Genomic DNA, 21,260 nt, shown 5'->3' with positions numbered 1-21,260 from the left:
CCATGTCCGTCATCGAACTTACTATCAACGATCGATCCGTGCGCGAGGATGTCGAATCGCGCGTGCATCTCGGCGACTTTCTTCGCGATGCACACAACCTGACCGGCACGCACCTCGGTTGCGAGCACGGCGTGTGCGGCGCCTGCACCGTGCTCGTCGATGGCGAACCGGTGCGCTCGTGCATCACATTCGCCGTCGCTTGCGATCAGCAGAACATACGCACCATCGAAGGCTTCGACGACGACGAACTGATGAAGCGTCTGCGTCGTGCGTTCTCGATCCATCACGGCCTGCAATGCGGTTATTGCACGCCCGGCATGCTGATCACCGCGCGGGATATCGTGCGCCGCTTTCCCGATGCGGACGAAGCACGCATCCGGCTCGAACTGTCGGGCAATCTGTGCCGCTGCACAGGCTATATGGGCATCGTCGCTGCGATCAAGGCGGTTCTCGCCGATCTGAAAGCGGAACCGATTGCGGATGCGCCTATCGCACGCGCAATAGTTAGCGATGCAACTATTTCGGCGCCAGCGTTTCAGACGTTCGCCGCTACACCGGTTGCCGCGCCGCAGGCACCCGTGGCCGCGAGCACTGCATCGACGGATCAACCCGCCGCGCAACGCAAAGGGTGGACCGCAATAGACGACAGCTTCGTCGTTCCCTTCGCGCTCGACAAGGTGTGGGCGTTCATGGGCGATCTGCCTTCGGTCACGTCGTGTCTTCCGGGCGCGGAACTCGTGGAGCACGACGGCGAAAGCGTGAAGGGCAAGATCGCGATCAAGTTCGGACCGATGTCGGCGAACTTCGCTGGCGCGGCGCGCCTGGAACGCGACGATGCCGCGCATCGCGCGGTCATGCGTGGAGCGGGGCAGGACAACATCAGCCGTTCGCGAGCGAATGGCGATGTGACATATGCATTGACGAGCGAAGGCGGGGGCGCGCAAACGCGGGTCGCGGTCACGCTCGAATACATGTTGCAAGGACCGCTCGCGCAGTTCTCGCGTTCGGGCCTCGTGAAGGATTTCGTGCGCAGGATGATCGCGGATTTCGGCGCGCGCATCACGGCGCAGCTCGGCGGTAACGCGGCGCCCGAGGCGGCGCTGTCCTCATCGTCCGCGAAGTTCAATGCGGGCAGCCTCGTGTGGAGCGTCATCTGGGCGCGCATCAAACAGCTTTTCGGAAAGGGCGATTGAGCACGCGAGATGAGCCGGTCCCGGCTCGTCGCACGATCATATCGTCAGCCTACTGATCAAATGGAGTTCAAATGAACAAGCGGATTCGCAAGATCGCCCTGGAAGAGCATTTCAGCACGCCCGGTTTCCAGAGCTATTCGAAGAGCTTCACGCAGCACATCGCGCCTGAAGTCCTGCGCGATCTCGCCGCGCGCCTGACCGATTTCGACGAACAGCGCATCGTCGAAATGGATCGCGCGGGCATCGACTACACGATACTTTCGCAAACGGGCCCGAGCGTGCAGGGCGAGCCGGATGCGGCGCTCGCGATCAGCCGCGCGAAGGCGAGCAACGACTTTCTCGCGCAGCAGATCGCGCGTCATCCGTTGCGCTTCGGCGGCTTTGCGACGTTGCCGATGCATACCGCGAAGGCCGCATCCGATGAACTGACGCGCGCCGTGCGCGAACTCGGCTTCAAGGGCGCGCTCGTCAATGGTCACACACTCGGCACCTACTACGACGACCGCGCTTACGATCCCTTCTGGGCGACGATGCAGGAACTCGACGTACCTTTATATCTGCATCCGACGGATGCATTCGTGAGCCCGCGCGTGCTCGACGGTCATCCCGAACTCACCGGCGCGACCTGGGGATGGGGCATCGAAACCGGCAGCCACGCACTGCGCCTGCTGTTCAGCGGCGTGTTCGATCGCTTCCCGAATCTGAAGATCATTCTCGGGCACATGGGCGAAGGTCTGCCGTTCTTGCGCTGGCGCTTCGACAGCCGTTTCGCGGTTTATTCGCATGGCCTGAGTCTTGAACGGGCGCCTTCGGATTACATCGGCACCAACATCCTGATCACGACCTCGGGCGTGTGCTCGGCCCCGGCGCTCATCGGCGCGATCGGCGAAATGGGCGCGCAAGCGGTGATGTTCTCGGTTGACTATCCGTATGAATCGACGGAGATCGCAGCGGACTTCATAGAACGCGCGCCGCTCGACGACGCCACGCGAGCGCTCGTCTGTCACGGCAATGCGGAACGCCTCTTCCGCCTTTGACCACCCCGAAGAACACAAGCACATGGAGCAGCACATGACCAAGCACTACCGCATCGGCCAGATCGTGCCGAGTTCGAACACGACGATGGAGACCGAGATTCCCGCGATGTTGCTCGCGCGCCAGACGATTCGCCCCGAGCGCTTCACGTTTCATTCGAGCCGCATGCGGATGAAAAAGGTCGTGAAGGAAGAACTCGCCGCGATGGATGCCGAGTCGGACCGCTGCGCAGTTGAACTCTCCGATGCGCGCGTCGATGTGCTCGGCTATGCGTGTCTCGTCGCGATCATGGCGATGGGTCATGGCTATCATCGCGTATCGCAAAAGCGCTTGCACGAGCGCACCGTCGACAACGGCGGCGATGCGCCCGTCATCACGAGCGCGGGCGCGCTGGTCGATGCATTGAAGGTGATCGGCGCGAAGCGCGTGGTCGTCGTCACGCCTTATATGAAGCCGTTGACCGAACTCGTGGTCGACTATATCCGCAATGAGGATTACGACGTGATCGACTATCGCGCGCTCGAGATTCCCGACAATCTCGAAGTCGCGCGTCATGATCCGAGCCGCCTTCCCGAGATCGTCATGTCGATGCGATATGAGGAAGCCGATGCCATCGTGCTGTCGGCATGCGTGCAGATGCCTTCGTTGCCGGTGATCGCGAAGGTCGAGGCAATGACGGGCAAGCCGGTCGTCACCGCGGCCGTCGCGACGACCTATGCGATGCTCAAGCAACTCGGTCTCGAAGCCGTCGTGCCGGGCGCGGGCGCGTTGCTGTCCGGCGCATATTGAGCGAGGGCGACATGTCGACCTATCTGTACGGCGCGAACGTTCAGGCGAATGGCATCCGTCAGCACTATCTGCGTTACGGTGGCGCACGCACGGGACTCGATCCGGTGATCATCGTGCCGGGCATTACGAGTCCTGCGGTGACGTGGGGCTTCGTCGCGGAGCATATTGGCCAAGTGTTCGATACCTATGTGCTCGATGTGCGCGGACGAGGCTTGTCGTCGGCATCGGATTCGCTCGACTACAGCCTCGACGCACAAGCCGCCGATCTGGTTGCGTTCGCAACTACCTTGGGATTCGAGCGCTACAGCGTCGTCGGTCACTCGATGGGCGCGCGCATCGGCATACGCGCTGCGCGTTCGGAGCCCGCAGGCATGACGCGTCTCGCGATGATCGATCCGCCCGTTTCGGGACCGGGACGTCGTGTCTATCCGTCGCAATTGCCGTGGTACATCGATTCGATCCGGCAGTCGCGCGAAGGCATGACGGCCGACGCAATGCGCGCCTTCTGTCCCACATGGACCCATGAACAACTCGCGTTGCGCGCGGAGTGGCTTCATACATGTGACGAACGCGCGATACGCGCGAGCTTTGAAGGCTTCCATACCGACGACATTCACGCCGATCTCGCGCATCTGCGGATTGCCGCGCTGCTCGTCACCGCGGGCAGAGGCGACGTCGTGCGCGACGAAGACGTCGAAGAGATTCGCGCACTCGTGCCGCATCTTCAGCACACGCGCGTGCGTGACGCTGGTCACATGATTCCGTGGGACGACGAAGCTGGCTTTCACGCCGCGCTCGGCGATTTCCTCGGCGCATCCATTCCGACGCTCGTTGAAGGAGGCAATCATGCCAGTCAGTGATTATCAGATGGTCGATGCGTGGACGAAGGTGCTCGAGCTCTCGCGTCTCGAAGCAGGGCAGACCGTCACCATTCTCACGAGCGCGTCGACGCATCCGCAAACGCTATCGACCGCACTGATCGCGACGCAAGCGATGGGCGCAATCGTCAATCGCCTCGACTTGCCGCCAGTGAACGGCGAGAAGGCGCTGAGCCGCGATTCCCTCGCGTATCTCGGCACGACGCCGTTGACCGGCAACCGGGCCGCGATTGCCGCGTTGAAGGAAAGCGATCTCGTGCTCGATCTGATGACCTTGCTGTTCTCGCCCGAGCAACTCGACATACTCAAGGCCGGCACGAAGATCCTGCTCGCGGTCGAGCCACCCGAAGTGCTTACGCGCCTCGTGCCGACACCCGCCGATCGCGAACGCGTGCTCGCCGCACGGGCGCGCATCGCGCGCGCTAAGGAGATGCATATCGTCTCCGCCGCGGGGACGGATTTTCGCTGTCCGCTCGGCGAGTTCGAACCGATCGCCGAATACGGTTTCGTCGATGAACCGGGGCGCTGGGATCACTGGCCAAGCGGATTCGCGCTGACGTTTCCTAACGATGGCAAGGCGCATGGCCGCATCGTGATCGATCGCGGCGATATTTTGTTGCCGCAGAAAAGCTATGTGCAGGAACGCATCGAACTGACCGTCGAAGGCGGTTATGCAAAGCGCATCGAAGGCGGCATCGACGCGCAATTGCTCAGCGAATACATGGCGACGTTCAACGATCCAGAGGCCTACGCGATTTCGCATATCGGCTGGGGCCTGCAGCCGCGCGCTCACTGGTCGACGCTCGGGCTCTACGATCGCGAGGCGACCATCGGCATGGATGCGCGCGCGTTCGAAGGCAACTTCCTGTTTTCGCTCGGACCGAATAACGAAGCCGGCGGCAGCCGCTCGACGACCTGTCATATCGACATTCCGCTGCGTCATTGCGATGTATTCCTCGATGGCGAAGCCGTCGTGCGCGATGGCGTGGTCCTCGACCGCTGACCCAGGAAAACCACGCACATGTCCCACGATATCGAAACCTACAAGCGTCAGAGCTTCGGCTCGACGCTCGAACCGAAAGCGCCGGTCGGCCTTTTGATCGTCGATCTGGTGAACGGCTTCGCGAATCCCGAAGTGTTCGGCGGCGGCAATATTCCGCAAGCCATCGAGAACACCGTGCCCTTGCTTGCGCATGCGCGCGAGAAGGGCTGGCCGGTTGCGCATAGCCGTATCGTCTTCGCCGACGATGACTCCGATCACAACGTCTTCACGATGAAAGTGCCGGGCCTGCTCGCGCTGAAGGAAGATTCGCACGACAGCGCGATCGTGCCGCAGCTCACGCCGCGCGCAGGCGAACTCGTCGTGCGCAAAACAGCGCCATCGGCGTTCTTCGGGACGTCGCTCGCGGCATGGCTCACGCAGCATGGCGTGCGAACGCTCGTCGTCGCGGGTGCAGTGACGAGCGGTTGCGTGCGGTCGTCCGTCGTCGATGCGATGCAATACGGATTTCGTCCATTCGTGTTGTCGGATTGCGTCGGTGATCGCGCGATTGCGCCGCACGAGGCGAATCTCTTCGACATGGCGCAGAAATACGCTGCCGTGATGAAGCGTGATGAAGCGCTCGAATTGCTCAAAGACCTTTGATCATCTCGTAGCACGGCTCGCCTGATGCCAGGGCGCATGGGATCGACATGGCCACGTCTCTTTCGGAGCGGTCGCACCGCGCAGTCACGCGTCATGAATTCACGCTGATCGTCGCGTCTTCGTTCGGTGCGTTGCTCGAATGGTATGACTTCTATATCTACGCTGCGCTAGCGGGCACGTTCAGCACGTTGTTCTTTCCGAGCGGCAACGATACGGTGGCCTTTCTCGCGAGTCTCGCGACGTTCGGTGCGGGCTTCCTCGTACGTCCGCTCGGCGCGCTCTTCTTTGGCAGGCTCGGCGATCGCATCGGGCGAAAGTACACGTTCATGGCGACCATCGTGTTGATGGGCGTCGCGACCATCGGCGTGGGCTTGCTGCCGTCGTTCGACAAGATCGGCATGCCGGCGCCTGGCTTGCTCGTTGCGTTGCGGCTCTTGCAAGGCTTCGCGCTCGGCGGCGAAACGGGCGGCGCGGCGACCTATCTCGCGGAACATTCGCCTGTGGATCGGCGCGGCTTTTATACGAGCTCGCTGCAAACGACAGCGACGCTGGGCCTGCTCGCATCGATCGCGGCGGTCAGCATCAGCCGTGCATCGATGGACGAAGCCGCATTCCAGAGTTGGGGCTGGCGCGTGCCGTTCCTCGTGTCGATCGTGTTGCTCGCGATCTCGGTGTATCTGCGCACGAAGCTCGCCGAATCGCCGACCTTTCGTGAGATGAAGCGCGCGAACAGGTTATCGACTTCGCCGATAGGCGAGAGCTTCGGCGAATGGGCGAACCTCAAATACGTGTTGATCATGCTGTTCAGCACGGCATCGGGCGTGGGTGTCGTCTTCGGCACTGGACATTTCTACTCCATGTACTTTCTGCAGAACACGCTGAAAGTCGCGCCCAATACGGTGAACCTGTTCCTCGCGATTGCATTGATCGCGGTATTTCCGTTCTACCTCGTGTTCGGCTGGCTATCGGATCGCATTGGACGAAAGTGGATCATGATGCTCGCGTGCCTGTTGCTCGCCGCGACGACGCAACCGATCTTTCATGCGCTCACGCACTACGCGAATCCTCGGTTGGAAGCGTTTCAGAAGAGCGCACCTGTCACGGTCCACGCGGACGATTGCCGCTTTACGCTGTTCTCCGCGCCAGTGACGGAATGCGATCGCATACGCTCGTTTCTCAGCGCATCGGGTGTTTCGTATGACCGCGCTCCGTTGCAAGCGGGAGAAGCGGCATCGACGCAAATCGGCTCGATCGTCGTTCATGGAAGCGACAAACGCGAACTGGAAAAGGCGTTGATCGCCTCGGGCTGGTCGGCGCATGCGGATGCGTCGAAAATCAACGCGCCAATGGTCGTATTTCTGATGTGGCTTCTGCTGCTTTATCTCGCGATGGTCTACGGCCCGATGGCCGCATTCATGGTCGAGCTGTTTCCGGCGCGCATTCGATATACGTCGCTATCGTTGCCGTTCCATCTGGGTTCGGGCTGGTTCGGCGGAATGCTGCCGTTCGTGGTGTCGGCGATGGCTGTGGCGCGCGGCAACGTATACTTCGGGCTCTGGTATCCGATCGTGATCGCGGTAGTGTCGTTCGCGGTCGGCGCGCTCTTCGTGCCCGAAACGTACCGCCGCGATATCACGCGATAGTCAGTCGAAATGCTTCAGGGAAGTGCGGCCGTACTGGTTATTGCCTTCGACGAGCTGCATCATCATTCGCACGAAATGAGCGCGATCTTCGGGGCTCAGCGGGCCAAGGAATCTGACTTGAGCTTCACGCATGCTGCCGTACATGTCCTTCATCGTGCGGCGTCCTTTCGCCGTGATGTTCGCGATCTTGAGGCGCCCGTCGTGCGGACTCGGCTCGCGCTTGACGAGTCCGCGTTCCTCCAGACGGCGCAGCACGTCGGCCATCGTCGTGCGATCGACGCCCACTTCCGCACACAGCGATGTCTGGTCGAGACCGGGCCGCTCGCTCAATGTGGTCAGCAAGCCGTACTGCACGGGCGTGATGGCGAAGTCCTTGCAGCACTCGAAGAAGAGCGCGATATGGATCTGATTGAGCCGCCGGATCAGAAACCCCGGCCGCTGCCACAAGTGTCCGGTCTCGATGCCGCCATCGGAAACAGCAGCTTTTTTATCGGCAACGGTACTCATCCTTAACCCTTTATCGAAGAAGTTTTGCCACGCAGGAATCTAAAGATTGTAGGTGCAATCACAGTTGCGCTCCCAATTTTTTCCGGATACAAATCTATCCGTCAGCGTACTGACGAAATGCTGATGGCTGGAGCGCCGGATGTCAATGATTGAAGTCAATACGCGAAGTCAATAGAACGATGCGTCGCACAGGGTCATGCGCAGGTGAAGAAGGCGCGCATGAATAATCAGCATGCTGATTAAATGGCGAATGCGTTGAACGTCACCTCACTCAGAGTTTGGAGCCAAAGATGAGTTCTACCCCGGTACAGACGGACGACGTCGCCATTCATGGGCGGTCGATGTCACGCAACGATATCAAGACGCTGATGCTGGCGTCGCTAGGCGGCGCGCTGGAGTACTACGACTTCATCGTCGCGGTGTTCTTCACGAAGCTGCTCGCCACCGTGTTCTTTCCGCCGCAGACGCCCGAATGGCTCGCGCAGCTCGAAGTGTTCTGCATCTTCGCAGCGGGTTATCTCGTGCGTCCGATCGGCGGCATCTTCTTCGCGCACTTTGGCGATCGCATCGGCCGCAAGAAGATGTTCGCGCTGAGCCTTTTTCTCATGGCCGCGCCGACGTTGCTCATCGGCTTGTTGCCGAGCTATGCGACGCTCGGCATCGTCGCGCCGTTGCTCTTTCTCTTGTGCCGCGTTTTGCAGGGTCTTTCGGTCGGCGGGGAAGTGCCGGGTGCGTGGATCTTCTGCTCCGAGCATGTCAGGCGCGATCGTATCGGTCTCGCATGCGGTCTTCTGATGTCGGGTCTTTGCACCGGCATTCTGCTCGGCGCGCTGTCGGCGAAGTTCCTCATCGGCAACATGGAGCCGGCGGATCTGAAGAGCTGGGGCTGGCGTCTGCCGTTCATCGCGGGGGGCGCGTTCGGTCTGATCTCCGTTTATTTGCGCCGCTATCTGCAGGAAACGCCGGTGTTCGAAGCGCTGCGTGCGAAGCGTGAAGCGGATGCGCGTCTGCCGCTCGCGGTCGTGCTGAAAGAGCATCGCGGCGCGGTGATCGTCTCGCTGCTGGCGACGTGGGTGTTCTCCGGCATCTTCGTGCTGTACTTCCTCTACACGCCGACGTTCCTGCAATCGCAGTTCCACTTCGCGCCGAAGGATGTCTTCACGAACAACTCGTGGTCGATCTTCGGGCTGATCGTCGGCAGCACCTTCGCTGGATGGGCAGCCGACAAGATCGGCGGCGGGCGCGCGTATGCGATCGGCAGTGTCGCGATGCTGCTCGTCACCGGCGCGTTCTACATGAACCTGAACGCGGGCAGTCAGTCCGTGTGGGCGCTGTATATCCTCGGCGGCTTCCTGATCGGGACGATCACGCTCGGGCCTTACATCATCGTGAAGAGCTTTCCGCCGGAAGTGCGCTTCACCGGTTTCGCGCTCTCGTACAACACGGCGTATGCGATCTTCGGCGGCACCGCGCCCGCAATCGCCTCGTTTCTGGTAGGGCGGCAGGGCATCACGATGGCCCCCGCCTGGTACATTGGCGCGCTTTGCGTGCTCGGCGTGATCATCGGTCTCGCATGGCGTGCGCCCGTACATGCCGAATCGATGGCGCATTGAGGCCGGCCCTTCAATCCGCAGCGTTTTTCTGCGTCGATGCCGACGCGAGAAAACGCTTCCGTTCGAGCGAGACACATGTCTGTTGGCGGCGCTTCCGATAGCGGCATCGGCCGGTCATGGCTTTTGTACTTTTCGCTTGCGTTCGTGAGCATGACTTTTTCCGCGACGGGACCGGTCGCGATCATCATCGCCGCGTCGCGCGAGGGCGGCTTGAGCGTCGCGCAGACATCGTCGTGGCTGTTCGCGTCGATCGGCATGAACGGGCTGGCGAGCATCGTCATCAGCTGGAAGACGCGTCAGCCTTTGCTCTTTCTGTGGACGATTCCCGGCGCGATTCTCGCCGCGCCGGTGATCGCGCAATACGGATTCGGCGCAGCCGTGGGCACGTATCTCGTGTGCGCCGCGGTGCTGCTCGTGCTCGGCGTGACGAACCTCGTCGCGCTGCTCGACCGATGGGTGCCCATGGCGATCGTCATGGCGATGATCGCCGGACTCTTCATCAAGTACGTGCTGGCCGTCGTGCATTCGACGATAGCCGCGCCGCTCATAGGCGCCAGCATGTCGATCGCGTTCTTCGGGCTGATGTGGCTCGAGCGACGCAACGCAGCGCCCATGCCGCCGCTCATCGGCGCGATGCTGGCAGGCGCGGCGATTCTCTTCGCAACGGGCTTCCGTTTGCCGAGTCACAGCGGCGGTGCATGGACGGCGACGCCTGGGCTGGTCGCGCCGCGCTTCGATATTCGCGCGATCTCGCAACTCTTGTTGCCGATGCTCATCACCGTGATTTTCGTGCAGAACGCGCAGGGAATCGCGGTGACGCGGGCATCGGGATATCGCACGTCGTTGCGGCTCGTGACGATCTATAGCGGCGTGCTGAGCGCGATCACCGCGCCGTTCGGCGGCTGTCCTTCGGTGCTTGCGGGGCCGAGCAATGCGATTCTCGTGTCGGGCGGCACGCATGGCCGGCATTACATCGGCGCGTTGATCGCGGGCGTCATATGCGTGGCGATCGGCGTGTTCGCCACGGCATATGTGTTTCTGCTGGCGAATCTGCCCGGCGCGTATATCGCGATTCTCGCCGGGCTCGCGATGATGGGCGTGCTCGAAAAGTCTTTCGTCAGCGCGTTTCGTTCGGCGTTGCCGCTGAGCGCGATGATCGTGTTCGTCGTTACGCTCAGCGACGTGACCTTGCTTGGTATCGGCGCGGCTTTCTGGGGCGTCGTGGCGGGGTGCCTCGCTTACTACGCCGTGGAAAAGCCGCGCTCGGGCGACGTGCCCGCGTGAATCAACGCATCGCGCCCGCAAGGTTCTCCGCTTCGAGTCCAACGATCAGATCGAGTTCGCCGTTGGCAAGCGGCTGCGTCGCCGGCACGCCCGCTGCTTTCAGCGCGGCGCCATCGAGCCGCGACGCATCGCCGAGCGCGACGCGCAAGCGCGTGGCCGCGAGCGGTTCGAGCTTGAGGATATTGGCCGCGCCGCCCAGCGCCGCGCGAATCTTTTCCGCGCGCGCCTTCTGCTGCGCTGCATCCTGCGCGGGCGCCGCAGCCGGGGCGCTCATCGCGTCGGAAGCTGTGGCGGTGGATGCTGCGCTCGCCACTGGCAGATCGGCGTCGCTTCCCGCGGTCTTCAGATAGTCCTGCATGTCGGTCTTCATGTTCTCCGACAGCGGCCCGAAAATCGCCTGCACGCCGTTGCCGACGCGCACGACGCCCGCAGCGCCGAGCGCCTTCAACCTTGCATCATCGACGAGCGACGGATCGTTCACCGTGATGCGCAGGCGCGTGATGCACGCATCGAGGCTCTTGATGTTCGAGCGGCCGCCGAACGCGAGCACGAGATCGCGCGAGCGTCCGCCGACGCCACTGGAACTTACCGCGGCAGTGGCCGCCGTATCGTCCTCACGTCCCGGCGTCTTGAGATTGAAGCGCGTAATCACGAAACGGAACACGACGTAATAGATCGCCGCATAGATCGGCCCGAGGATGAACACGTACCACGCGTGCGTCGCCTTGTTGCCGATCAGGTTGAACATCAAAAAGTCGATCGCGCCTTGCGAGAACGTGAAGCCCATGTGCATGTTCAGCGTATTGGCGACGAATTGCGCCGACGCCGCGAGACACGCGTGAATGAAGTACAGCACGGGCGCGACGAACAGGAACGCGAACTCGATCGGCTCCGTGATGCCGGTGAGGAAGGAAGTCAGCGCTGCCGACACCATCATGCCGCCGACCGCAACCTTCTTTTCGGGTTTGGCGCAATGCCAGATCGCGATCGCGGCGGCGGGCAGGCCGAACATCTTGAACAGGAAGGCGCCCGACAGAATGCCCGCGGTCGGATCGCCGGCGAAGAAACGGTTGATGTCGCCATGAACGATCTTGCCTGTCGTCGGATCGAGGAAGCTGCCCGCCTCGAAAAAAAACGGAACGTTCCAGATGTGATGCAAACCGAACGGAATCAGCAGACGTTCGACAAAACCGTACACGGTGGCTGCGGTGCGGGGATCGGAGACCGCCGCCCATTGCGAGAACGCCTTGATGACACCGCCGATCGGCGGCCACACGACCGACAGCACCGCGCCGAGCACGATCGCACCGATGGCCGTGACGATCGGCACGAAGCGCTTGCCGGCGAAGAAACCGAGATAGGCTGGCAGCGTGATGCGGTAATAGCGGTTGAACATCCACGCCGCGAGACCGCCCGCGAGAATGCCGCCGAACACGCCGGTCTGAATCGACGGAATGCCCATGATCATCGTCGGCTCGACGCCTTCGAGCTTCGCGATGACGCCGAGCGTCGCCGTCATCACGAGATAGCCGATGGTCGCGGCGATTCCCGATACGCCATCGTTTTCCGTGAAGCCGAGCGCCACGCCGATCGCGAAGATCAACGGCAGATTGCCGAAGATCACGTCGCCGGCGTTCTTCATCAGTTCGAGGATGATGGCGGGCACGTAGCCATGAAAATCGGTCGCGCCGAGACCGAGCAAGAGGCCGGCGACGGGCAGCACCGCGACCGGCAGCATCAGCGACTTGCCGACCTTCTGCACCACGCCGAATGCGTTTTTGAACATTTTTTTCTCCGCTTGTTCCGCTTATTCCGCGTACGGGGCGAGCAGGGCGCGCACTTCGGCGGCCGTGCCCAACGTGATTACCTTTGCCGCGAGCTGGCGGGCTTCGCCCATCGTGAGGCGCGCGAGTTGCGCCTTGATCGAGCCGACGGCAGGCACGCTGACCGACAGCTCGTCGATGCCGAGGCCGACGAGCACCGGCACCGCCATCGCATCGGACGCGATGCCGCCGCACACGCCGACCCACTTGCCATGCTTGTGCGCGCCATCGACGGTCATGCCGATCAGACGCAGCACCGCCGGATGCAGCGCGTCCGCCTGTTTCGCGAGCTTCGGATGTCCGCGATCCATCGCGACCGTGTACTGCGTCAGATCGTTGGTGCCGATGGAAAAGAAATCGACTTCGCGCGCGAGCGGCTCGGCGATGAGCGCGGCGGACGGCACTTCTATCATCACGCCGACCTTGACGCTGTCGATGCGATCGCCGGCTTCTTCCTGAAGAAGCCGCTTGGCCGCGCGCACTTCCTCGATGGACGCGACCATCGGGAACATGATGTGCAGATTGCCGATCGGCGCGGCCCGCAAAATCGCGCGCAATTGCGTGCGGAACATATCGGGACGATCGAGGCTCACGCGCACGCCGCGCAGCCCGAGGAACGGGTTGTCCTCTTTCGGCAGCGGCAGGTACGACAGCGGTTTGTCGCCGCCGACGTCGAGCGTTCGCACGACGAGCGGACGCTCGCGGCCGAGCGCTTCGGCCACGGCGCAATATTCGGCGGCCTGTTCGTCTTCCGACGGCGCGGTGTCGCGGTTATCGAACAAAAATTCGGAACGCAGCAGTCCGACGCCTTCCGCGCCCGCCGCGACCGCATCGCGCGCTTCCTGCGCATTCCGGATATTTGCAACGACTTCGACGCGATGCCCGTCCGCCGTGACGGCCTGCTTGCTCGCGGCGACTTTCTCTTCCTCGCGCTTTTTCGTCTGACGGTCGATGCGCTCGCGCGCCTTGGCCAGATCGTCCGCACTGGGATTGCGCCGCAGGCTGCCGTGCGAACCGTCGAGCACGACGAGCGTGCCATCGGGCAATTGCAGCGCATCTTCGTCGATGCCGCAGATCGCCGGAATGCCGAGCGAGCGCGCCAGAATCGCGACGTGACTCGTCGCGCCGCCGGTCGTCGTGCAGAAACCGAGCACCTTGCTGCGATCGAGCGAGGCCGTGTCCGAGGGCGAAAGCTCCTCGGCGATGAGGATCGATTCGTCCGCCACGTCGATATGCGCCTGCTTTACGCCCGCGAGCAGCGCCAGCACGCGGCGGCCGACATCGCGGATATCGCCCGCACGCTCGCGCAGAAGCGCGTTGTCGACCCTCTCCAGATTGCTCGCCTGCGTCTCGAACGCGGCGCGCCACGCAAAGCCCGCGCTCTTGCCGTCGCTGATGCCGGCGATGGCCGCGTCGGTGAGATCGGGATCGTCGAGCAGTTCGAGGTGCGCGTCGAGGATCTGCGCCTTGGACGGATCGGTCAGATTCGCCTTCAGCGCCTCGATTTGCTGACGCGCTTCGTGATGCGCGGCGTCGAGCCGTGCGCGTTCGCGTTGCGGCGATTCGCCCGCCTCGGCCACGTCGATGACTTCGCGGCGGAACTGCACGATCTTGCCGACCGCGAGTCCCGGCGACGCGGAGACGCCCGTGAATTCGTTGGCGTTCGTGGACGGGGCTCGCGCCGGTGCGACCGGTTCGGCCGCGGCAACGGCGGGCGCGGGCGCGTCGCCGGGCTTTTCGCCCGAGCCCGACGCGAGCAGGCGCGCGAGCGCGGCGGCGGCTTCGCCGGCATCGGGGCCGGCGGCCTCGACGCGCAATTTGTCGCCGAAGCTCGTCGCGAGCGCCATCAGCGCGACGACGGATTTCGCGTTCGCGCTGTCGTCGCCGCGCAGGACGCGAATGTCGGATTTGTATTTCTTGGCTTCGGCGGCGAATACCGCAGCGGGCCGCGCGTGCAGGCCTTGCGGATTCGGCAGCGTGATTTCGTCTGACCGGATGGCGCCTGCTGGGCCGCCGCTCGCGTCGTCCGCGGCGGCGCCGACGAATTCGACCGTCAACGCGACGTCCTTGCCCGCCGTGACGAGGCCCGTGGCGGGCACGTAGCGGGTCACGAGCTCACCGTTGGCGATGACCATCTGCGTGAGCAGGCTCACGGCCCGCGCGCCGACGACGACCGGATCGAAGCGGATCAGCGGCTGGCCGGTCGTGACGGTGTCGCCTTCCTTGACGAGCGGCGTGAAGCCTTCCCCGCGCAGCATCACGGTGTCGAGGCCGATGTGGATCAGCACCTGGAGACCGCTTTCGCCGGTGATCGTCGCCGCGTGCGCCGCTCGATGCAGCTGCGTGACTGTCCCCGAGAGCGGGGCGAGCAATTCGTCCGAAGTGGGATCGATCGATACGCCGTCGCCGACCATCTTCTGCGCGAAAACTGGATCGGGCACGGTGTCGAGTTGGACCATCACGCCTGACAACGGCGCTATCAACTCGATTCGTGCCAAACGTTGAGGAGCTTTCATGTGAACGACTCCTTGTCCTTTGACGATGAGCTGGAACCGGCCTGAGATCAATCATAGGCAACGGCTCCATGATTCGCTGACCGAATGGATGTGCGTTCGCAAAAGCACGCAGTACGTGCCGGAATGCCCACATCGATTCGGATTCTGAAACGCCGCGTTCTGCTTTCAAGAGCAGTGGCGGCAAAAAGCGCGCTATTGTTTCGCGGCGCAATGACGATTTCTAGAGACGACATTCGAATCGCGGCGATCCGTCGCAGGTAACGGGGGCTCGCGCTCCTAAGCTTGTTAAGTAACAAATGCAAGAGAAAGGAGCGCAAACCATGACCTACCGCAACAAGACTGAAGCTCATTGGGAGCCGCTGTTGACAATCGCGCGCGACGAGCTAGGCATTCAATCGTTCGATCCGATCGGCAAGCCGAGCGCGGACATCCGCATGTGTCGCGTCGACGAAATCGGGCGCGCGCTCGAACGCGCTTACGACTTGGGTCTTTTGGTCGGAAACGGCGTGAAGCGCGCGGCGAGCACCGTCTGAAGACGGTTGGCGAGACGGTTTCTGAGGTCGCGAGCCCGTGCTCGAGCCGCTCGAATCCGCCGGGAATCCATACCCGTGCAACTCCCGATATAGAAGTAAGCAGCCGCTGGCTAAGATCGCTGGTTGATCATCGCTTAGGCCGCACCGAGTACATGAAGGACGAACGCCTCGTCGAAATGAGGATTTTCAAGGCCGTCGCGGAAACCGGCGGATTCACCGCTGCGGCGCTCATGCTCAACCTTCAGCAGCCGTATGTCAGCCGCGCGGTCTCGGCGCTCGAAAAGCGCCTCGGCGTCGCGCTGCTCAGGCGCTCGACGCGCAGTCTGCAGGTCACGCAGGAAGGCAACGAATATCTCGCGCTGTGCAAGCGCATTCTCGACGACATCGACACCGGCGAAGCCCAACTCGCGCGCGCGGGTCAGCACATGACCGGCAGTATCCGCGTGACGGTCGCGACTTCGTTCGGCATGGATCAGATCGTGCCGCTCATTCCGGGCTTTCTGGAGCGCTATCCCGGCCTGCGGGTGCGCCTGTCGCTGTCGGATACGCTCGCGGATGTGATCGGCGAAGGATTCGATGTCGCGATCCGCATGGGAAGCCTGCAGGACTCGAATCTCGTCAGCCGCAAGCTGTGTCATCTGCAACGCGTCGTGACCGCGTCGCCTTCGTATATCGCGCGGCACGGCGTGCCTTCGGTGCCGGCGGATCTCGTCAACCACAATTGCCTGATGTGGGAGCCGCCGATGGATCATCTCAACCATTGGCCCTTCATGGTCGATGGCGAGCGCACGTCCATGCTCATCGACGGCAACTTTCAGACGAGCAGCGGCGTGAGCTCGGTGTACATGTGCCTCGCTGGCGTCGGCATCACGCGCATGGCCGAGCATATGGTGCTTCCGTCGATTCGCAGCAACATGCTCGTGCCGCTCTTGACCGACTTCCAGCCGAAGGACGAAACCGCGATTTATGCGCTGTATCCGCGCGACTCGTCGCTGCATCCGCGTGTGCGGGCGTTCATCGACTACGTGACGGAAAGGCTCAAGCGGCCGCCGTGGGCCGCCTGAGCCGGCGCTTCACTTGTCGTCGAGCGTCTTCGGCAGACGCATGGTCATCGCCGCGCCGAGCACGAGAAACGCGGAGATCACGTACATGCCGACTTCCGCGTGACCGACCATCACATTGAGCATGCCGACGAGATAAGGCGATACGAAGCCCGCGATATTCCCGACCGAATTGATGAACGCGAGCGCCGCCGCGACCGATGCGCCGACGAAGAGGCTCGTCGGCAGCGCCCAGAAGAGCGCGACGCACGAATAGACGCCCGCCGCCGCGATCGACAGACAGAGCGTCGTCATGATCGGGCCTGCCGAAAGCCACATGCTCGTGGCCAGTCCAACCGCGCCGATCAGCATGAAGAGGGCGAAATGCGCGCGGCGTCCGCCGGTGCGGTCGGCGCTGCGATTCGACACGAACAGCGCGATCGCCGCCACGACGTTCGGCACCGCCGAATACAGGCCGATGGACAACGGATCGGTCACGCCGCTGCGCTTGATGAGCGAGGGCATCCAGAAGCCGAGCGCGTAGAGGCCCATGATGAGGCAGAAGAAGATAGCGCAGAACCACCACAGCTTCCGGTTGGCGAGAAACGCGCGCACGCTCGGATGATCGATCTTGCCGGCGTTCTCCGCGCGAATTTCGGCCAGCACGTTCGAGCGCTCGTCCTCGCTGATCCATCGCGAGCGCGCGGGATCGTCATCGAGAAAGGCAAGCACGACGAACGCGAGCACGACGGCCGGAATCGCTTCGATCAGAAAAAGCCATTGCCACGCAGCCATATGCGCGTTGCCGGAGAACGCATGCAGGATGTAGCCGGAGATCGGACCCCCGACGACGAACGCGAGCGGCGCGCCCATCACGTAGATGGACATCGCGCGGCCGCGATAGCGGGCCGGAAACCACAGCGTGAGCAGATACATGATCGCGGGCGCGAAACCGGCTTCGGCGGCGCCGAGCAGAAAGCGCGCGATGTAGAACTGCATCGGCGTCTGCACGAAGATCATCGCCGCCGAGATGACGCCCCACGTCAGCATGATGCGGGCGATCCACTTACGCGCGCCGACACGGCGCATGATGAGGTTGCTCGGCACCTCGAAGAAGAAGTAGCCCGCGAAGAAGATGCCCGAGCCGAGGCCGTAGATCGCGTCGTCGAAACGCAGTGCGTCGAGCATCTGCAGTTTCGCAAAGCCAACGTTGACGCGGTCGAGATAGGCGACGAGATAACAGATCAGCAATAGCGGCAACAGCCGCCAGTAGGCTCGGTAGTAAGTGCGGCTCATGTCCGTCTGTCTGACGGCTTCTTCGCCATATAGCGCGTCCATGCGTGTCTCCAATATAGATTTTCTTGAGCGCTCTCGGGCGGCATGCGCGGGCAAGTTGCGACATGGCGCATGCCGCCGCCGTACCTCGCACACCGATGGGTCAGTCGAGGTAATCCGGCTCCTGCTCGTTGATTTCGTAGAGCATGGTCTGGAAATGCAGCCAGCTGATGAACGAATTGCCCAGATGGCGATGCGAATACTCCGCGAACTCCGGATCGATCTCGATCGGGCGCGACTCGGCCGCGTCCATCAGCAGTTGCATCCTGCAGCAATGATCGAGCGCGATGAACGTCCACACGGCATCGTCGATACTGTGACGGCTCGCGGTCAGCAGCCCGTGATTCTGGTGGATGATGGCCTTGTGATCGTTGAAGGCGCGCGCGATCGGATTACCCGATTCATTCGCGACCGGCACCTTGCCCGCGCCATCGCGCACCACCGTATGGCTGCCGTAGAACATGCACGCGTCCTGCGTCACGTAGTCGAGCGGCTTGCCCATCGCGGCCCAGGCGTCGCCGTTGACGGTATGCGCGTGACACGAGCCGATGATGTCGGGGTTCTCCGCGTGAATCGCCGAATGCAGCACATAGCCCGCGCGATTCACGGCGTACTTGCCTTCGATCACCGTGCCCGAATGATCGACGAGCACCAGTTGCGATGTCTTCGTGCGCGACCACGGCACGCACATCGGATTGGTCCAGAAAAGCTCCGGATGCTCGGGATCGCGCACCGTCAGATGGCCTCCGAAGCCGAAGCTGAAGCCATGACGCGCGAAGATCCGGCACGCGGCCGCGAGATGCTCCTTGCGATAGCGGCGTTCCTCGGCGGAACTCGAAAACGTCGGTTCTTGCGGAAAAATCAGGTCGTCCTGTGTCGGACTGTAGACCGAGTCCTTGGCGTCCATCAACATCGTTTCGTCTCCTCGTGAAGGTATGGAATGCCAGTATAGAAGCGGACTTTCGGCGGATTCAGGGGCTATCCGGAATAGGATTTATGCATATCGTCCGGCCCGCCGCTTCACCGGCGCCTGTGCCGCGCGTGCGATTTCGGCCATCCGGCGATTTTTGTCCACCGTTGACAAGGAAAAATTTGACGCATTAGACTGGGCTCCATACCTCGCGGCCTGACAAAGATGTCCGCCCGAGGATCCGGCACAGAAGCCCCCTGACGAACCCGCGGTTCGTCAGGGGGCTTTTTTTTGTCCGCGTTTTTCCCCCTGTTCTAGCGCTCATTTCTGGAGAATCCGCATGTTGCTGAAGCCGTCGGGCTGGATGCGTCTCGCCCTTACCGCAGGACTTGCACTGACTTCGCTCGCATCGAGTGCCGCCGATCCCGTGAAGATCGGCCTGCTGGAAGATGCCTCGGGAAACTTCGCACTGGCGACCATTCCGAAAATTCACGCCACGCAACTCGCAGTCGATGAGATCAACGCGAAGGGCGGCATCCTCGGACGTCCTGTCTCGCTGATCGCCTACGACACGCAATCCGACAACACCAAGTTCCAGGAACTGGCACGGCGTCTCGTTCAGACCGACAAGCCCGATGTGATCTTCGGCGCATTCTCGAGCGCATCTCGCGAAGCGATTCGGCCGATCATGGACCGCGCGAAACAGCTTTACTGGTACGACAATCAGTACGAAGGTGGCGTGTGCGATACCAACACGTTCGTCACGGGCGCCGTGCCCGAACAGCAATTCTCGACGCTGATCCCGTGGATGATGCAGAAGTACGGCAAGAAGGTGTACACCATCGCCGCCGACTACAACTTCGGGCAGATTTCCGCCGAGTGGGTCCGCAACATCGTCAAGGAGAACGGCGGCACGATGGCCGGCGAGGAATTCATTCCGCTGTCGGTATCGCAGTTCGGACAGACGATCCAGAACATCCAGAAGGCGAAGCCCGACTTCGTGGTGACGTTGCTGGTCGGCGCGAATCAGGCGTCGTACTACGAGCAGCAGGCGTCGGCACATCTGAATCTGCCGATGGCGAGTTCGGTCAACGTCGGTCAGGCGTACGAGCACAAGCGCTTCAAACCGCCTGCGCTGAAGGACATGTACGTGACGGCGAACTACGTCGAAGAAGTCGATACGCCCGCCAGCAACGACTTCAAGAAGCGCTTCCACGCGAAGTTCCCGAACGAGCCGTACATCAATCAGGAAGCAGCGAACGCGTACGACGCCATCTATCTCTACAAGGCAGCCGTCGAAAAAGCCAAAACGACGAATCAGGACGCGGTGCGCAAGGCGCTCGAAAGCGGCATCTGCACGGAAGGCGCGCAGGGCAAGGTGTGCATGGACCCGAAGAGCCATCACGCGAGCCACACCATTTACCTCGTGCATGTGAAGGACGATCACTCGGTCGATATTCCGAAGGTCTGGGACGACGTCCAGCCGTACTGGCTCGGCAAGGTGGGCTGCGATCTGCCCAACAAGCCGGATCATCGCCAGTACACGCCGTCGAACCTGCCCAAGAAGTCCTGATCGTCCTGATCCGGGCCGGCGCGCGCGCCGCACACGACGGGCGCGCGCAGGTCTCTTGAACGTGGAGCATGCATGGCCACCTTTTCGGTTCTCTATTCGCTCGTCTATCAGTTCGGCGACAGCTTCGCCTATCTGGTGCTCGCGGCGCTCGGTCTCGCGGTCATCTTCGGCATGATGGGCGTCATCAATCTCGCGCATGGCGAGTTCATCATGTGCGGCGCCTACGTGACGATCATCGCGGCCAAGCGCGGCTTGCCGCTTCCTCTCGCCATGCTGCTCGGGGCGCTCGCGGCGGCGTTCGCGGGCGTGGTGATCGAGCGGCTCGTGATTCGCCACTTGTACGACCGCTTGTTCGATTCCGTCGTGGCGACGTGGGCAATCAGCCTCATCGTGCAGCAGACCATGCTGCTCGTCGCCGGACCTTCGATAGAAGGCATCGGCACGCCGTTCGGATCGTTCTCGCTCGGCGATTATTCGTTTTCGACGTACCGCGCCGTGCTGCCCGGCATCGCCCTGGCCATCCTGTTCGCGCTCTATCTGCTGTTCTTCAAGACGAACTACGGCGTCTGCGCCCGCGCGACGATCCAGAACGCCAGCATCGCGCAATGTCTCGGCCTGCGCACGGACCGTCTCTATACGCTGACGTTCGCGCTCGGCGCGGGACTCGCGGGCCTGACCGGCGCGCTCTATGCGCCGACCATGACCGCCGTGCCGACGATGGGCAGCAACTTCATCGTGCAGGCGTTCGTGTCGGTGGTCGTCGGCGGCGCGAACGTGATCGCGGGGACGACGCCCGCCGCGGCCGTGCTCGCCGTCATCCAGACCGCGCTCACGGCCTCGTATGGTCAGTTGTTCGGGCAGATCGGCCTGCTGGTGACGGTCATCGTCGTGATCCGGCTGATGCCGCAAGGTCTCGGCAACCTCTTTTCCCGCGCGCGCTAGG

The 21,260-nt window shown here is 62.4% G+C and carries 18 protein-coding genes; 13 read left to right on the top strand and 5 right to left on the bottom strand.

Annotation, left to right across the window (positions count from 1 at the left end; translation table 11 throughout):
- Window positions 1–2 precede the first annotated feature (2 nt).
- The 7 genes from LDZ23_RS21990 (at window position 3) to LDZ23_RS21960 (ending at window position 7,183) form a co-directional block, all read left to right on the top strand.
- Window positions 3–1,193, top strand: coding sequence for a xanthine dehydrogenase family Fe-S subunit (locus LDZ23_RS21990; RefSeq protein ID WP_034470917.1), 1,191 nt, complete (start codon window positions 3–5; stop codon window positions 1,191–1,193).
- Window positions 1,194–1,264: 71 nt separating this feature from the next.
- A complete protein-coding gene (locus LDZ23_RS21985) occupies window positions 1,265–2,230 on the top strand; it encodes an amidohydrolase family protein (RefSeq protein WP_034470920.1) in 966 nt (321 codons plus the stop codon).
- A gap of 34 nt (window positions 2,231–2,264) precedes the next feature.
- On the top strand, window positions 2,265–3,017 hold the full coding sequence (locus LDZ23_RS21980) for a maleate cis-trans isomerase family protein (RefSeq protein ID WP_034471022.1): 753 nt from the start codon (window positions 2,265–2,267) through the stop codon (window positions 3,015–3,017).
- An 11-nt stretch (window positions 3,018–3,028) separates the two neighbouring features.
- Window positions 3,029–3,877: an alpha/beta fold hydrolase gene (locus LDZ23_RS21975; protein ID WP_034470923.1), complete on the top strand. Its 849-nt coding sequence runs from the start codon at window positions 3,029–3,031 to the stop codon at window positions 3,875–3,877.
- Complete coding sequence (locus LDZ23_RS21970; protein ID WP_034470926.1) at window positions 3,864–4,898, top strand: 2,5-dihydroxypyridine 5,6-dioxygenase NicX family protein; 1,035 nt, start codon at window positions 3,864–3,866, stop codon at window positions 4,896–4,898. Before LDZ23_RS21975 ends, LDZ23_RS21970 begins: the two co-directional genes overlap by 14 nt.
- Window positions 4,899–4,916: 18 nt before the next feature.
- Window positions 4,917–5,540, top strand: coding sequence for an N-carbamoylsarcosine amidohydrolase (locus LDZ23_RS21965; RefSeq protein WP_008348163.1), 624 nt, complete (start codon window positions 4,917–4,919; stop codon window positions 5,538–5,540).
- Window positions 5,541–5,587: 47 nt separating this feature from the next.
- Window positions 5,588–7,183, top strand: a complete 1,596-nt coding sequence (locus LDZ23_RS21960; protein ID WP_008348160.1) for an MFS transporter — start codon at window positions 5,588–5,590, stop codon at window positions 7,181–7,183.
- Here the strand turns inward: LDZ23_RS21960 and LDZ23_RS21955 are convergent, their stop codons facing one another.
- Window positions 7,184–7,690 carry a MarR family winged helix-turn-helix transcriptional regulator gene (locus LDZ23_RS21955; RefSeq protein WP_200889168.1) on the bottom strand — a complete coding sequence of 169 codons (507 nt, stop codon included), beginning with the start codon at window positions 7,688–7,690 and terminating at the stop codon, window positions 7,184–7,186.
- A 290-nt stretch (window positions 7,691–7,980) separates the two neighbouring features.
- Here LDZ23_RS21955 and LDZ23_RS21950 point away from each other — a divergent pair, with 290 nt between their 5' ends.
- A complete protein-coding gene (locus LDZ23_RS21950; protein ID WP_033536208.1) occupies window positions 7,981–9,303 on the top strand; it encodes an MFS transporter in 1,323 nt (440 codons plus the stop codon).
- A gap of 75 nt (window positions 9,304–9,378) precedes the next feature.
- Window positions 9,379–10,587, top strand: a complete 1,209-nt coding sequence (locus tag LDZ23_RS21945) for a benzoate/H(+) symporter BenE family transporter (RefSeq protein WP_008348155.1) — start codon at window positions 9,379–9,381, stop codon at window positions 10,585–10,587.
- A gap of 1 nt (window position 10,588) precedes the next feature.
- Here the strand turns inward: LDZ23_RS21945 and ptsG are convergent, their stop codons facing one another.
- Together ptsG and ptsP are read right to left on the bottom strand one after the other, a co-directional pair.
- Complete coding sequence (ptsG, locus tag LDZ23_RS21940) at window positions 10,589–12,373, bottom strand: PTS glucose transporter subunit IIBC (RefSeq protein ID WP_008348153.1); 1,785 nt, start codon at window positions 12,371–12,373, stop codon at window positions 10,589–10,591.
- 21 nt (window positions 12,374–12,394) lie between these two features.
- Complete coding sequence (gene ptsP, locus LDZ23_RS21935) at window positions 12,395–14,926, bottom strand: phosphoenolpyruvate--protein phosphotransferase (RefSeq protein ID WP_033536207.1); 2,532 nt, start codon at window positions 14,924–14,926, stop codon at window positions 12,395–12,397.
- Between the two features lie 320 nt (window positions 14,927–15,246).
- Between ptsP and LDZ23_RS21930 the strand changes: the two genes are divergently transcribed.
- Window positions 15,247–15,459, top strand: coding sequence for a DUF6900 domain-containing protein (locus tag LDZ23_RS21930; RefSeq protein ID WP_008348149.1), 213 nt, complete (start codon window positions 15,247–15,249; stop codon window positions 15,457–15,459).
- A 152-nt stretch (window positions 15,460–15,611) separates the two neighbouring features.
- Entirely contained in the window at window positions 15,612–16,523 is a 912-nt protein-coding gene (locus tag LDZ23_RS21925; RefSeq protein ID WP_008348147.1) for a LysR family transcriptional regulator, read from the top strand.
- Window positions 16,524–16,532: 9 nt separating this feature from the next.
- Here LDZ23_RS21925 and LDZ23_RS21920 read toward each other — a convergent pair whose 3' ends face one another.
- Entirely contained in the window at window positions 16,533–17,837 is a 1,305-nt protein-coding gene (locus LDZ23_RS21920; RefSeq protein WP_008348144.1) for an MFS transporter, read from the bottom strand.
- Window positions 17,838–17,937: 100 nt separating this feature from the next.
- The gene (locus tag LDZ23_RS21915; protein WP_008348142.1) at window positions 17,938–18,747 is read right to left on the bottom strand and encodes a class II aldolase/adducin family protein; all 810 of its coding nucleotides are present in this window, start codon (window positions 18,745–18,747) and stop codon (window positions 17,938–17,940) included.
- A gap of 337 nt (window positions 18,748–19,084) precedes the next feature.
- Here LDZ23_RS21915 and LDZ23_RS21910 point away from each other — a divergent pair, with 337 nt between their 5' ends.
- Together LDZ23_RS21910 and LDZ23_RS21905 are read left to right on the top strand one after the other, a co-directional pair.
- A complete protein-coding gene (locus LDZ23_RS21910) occupies window positions 19,085–20,317 on the top strand; it encodes an urea ABC transporter substrate-binding protein (RefSeq protein WP_008348141.1) in 1,233 nt (410 codons plus the stop codon).
- Between the two features lie 72 nt (window positions 20,318–20,389).
- Window positions 20,390–21,259: an ABC transporter permease subunit gene (locus LDZ23_RS21905; RefSeq protein WP_008348139.1), complete on the top strand. Its 870-nt coding sequence runs from the start codon at window positions 20,390–20,392 to the stop codon at window positions 21,257–21,259.
- The last annotated feature ends 1 nt before the right edge of the window (window position 21,260 follow it).

The sequence above is a fragment of the Caballeronia zhejiangensis genome (genome assembly GCF_022879815.1).
GTDB lineage: Bacteria > Pseudomonadota > Gammaproteobacteria > Burkholderiales > Burkholderiaceae > Caballeronia > Caballeronia zhejiangensis.
This window is presented reverse-complemented; position numbering and strand designations above follow the sequence as displayed.

Bases quoted from the DNA above. Each gene is read 5' to 3' on its own strand.
- LDZ23_RS21990 (WP_034470917.1), top strand. From the start codon at position 3: ATGTCCGTCATCGAACTTACTATCAACGATCGATCCGTGCGCGAGGAT.
- LDZ23_RS21985 (WP_034470920.1), top strand. From the start codon at position 1,265: ATGAACAAGCGGATTCGCAAGATCGCCCTGGAAGAGCATTTCAGCACG.
- LDZ23_RS21980 (WP_034471022.1), top strand. From the start codon at position 2,265: ATGACCAAGCACTACCGCATCGGCCAGATCGTGCCGAGTTCGAACACG.
- LDZ23_RS21975 (WP_034470923.1), top strand. From the start codon at position 3,029: ATGTCGACCTATCTGTACGGCGCGAACGTTCAGGCGAATGGCATCCGT.
- LDZ23_RS21970 (WP_034470926.1), top strand. From the start codon at position 3,864: ATGCCAGTCAGTGATTATCAGATGGTCGATGCGTGGACGAAGGTGCTC.
- LDZ23_RS21965 (WP_008348163.1), top strand. From the start codon at position 4,917: ATGTCCCACGATATCGAAACCTACAAGCGTCAGAGCTTCGGCTCGACG.
- LDZ23_RS21960 (WP_008348160.1), top strand. From the start codon at position 5,588: ATGGCCACGTCTCTTTCGGAGCGGTCGCACCGCGCAGTCACGCGTCAT.
- LDZ23_RS21955 (WP_200889168.1), bottom strand. From the start codon at position 7,690: ATGAGTACCGTTGCCGATAAAAAAGCTGCTGTTTCCGATGGCGGCATC.
- LDZ23_RS21950 (WP_033536208.1), top strand. From the start codon at position 7,981: ATGAGTTCTACCCCGGTACAGACGGACGACGTCGCCATTCATGGGCGG.
- LDZ23_RS21945 (WP_008348155.1), top strand. From the start codon at position 9,379: ATGTCTGTTGGCGGCGCTTCCGATAGCGGCATCGGCCGGTCATGGCTT.
- ptsG (WP_008348153.1), bottom strand. From the start codon at position 12,373: ATGTTCAAAAACGCATTCGGCGTGGTGCAGAAGGTCGGCAAGTCGCTG.
- ptsP (WP_033536207.1), bottom strand. From the start codon at position 14,926: ATGAAAGCTCCTCAACGTTTGGCACGAATCGAGTTGATAGCGCCGTTG.
- LDZ23_RS21930 (WP_008348149.1), top strand. From the start codon at position 15,247: ATGACCTACCGCAACAAGACTGAAGCTCATTGGGAGCCGCTGTTGACA.
- LDZ23_RS21925 (WP_008348147.1), top strand. From the start codon at position 15,612: ATGAAGGACGAACGCCTCGTCGAAATGAGGATTTTCAAGGCCGTCGCG.
- LDZ23_RS21920 (WP_008348144.1), bottom strand. From the start codon at position 17,837: ATGGACGCGCTATATGGCGAAGAAGCCGTCAGACAGACGGACATGAGC.
- LDZ23_RS21915 (WP_008348142.1), bottom strand. From the start codon at position 18,747: ATGTTGATGGACGCCAAGGACTCGGTCTACAGTCCGACACAGGACGAC.
- LDZ23_RS21910 (WP_008348141.1), top strand. From the start codon at position 19,085: ATGTTGCTGAAGCCGTCGGGCTGGATGCGTCTCGCCCTTACCGCAGGA.
- LDZ23_RS21905 (WP_008348139.1), top strand. From the start codon at position 20,390: ATGGCCACCTTTTCGGTTCTCTATTCGCTCGTCTATCAGTTCGGCGAC.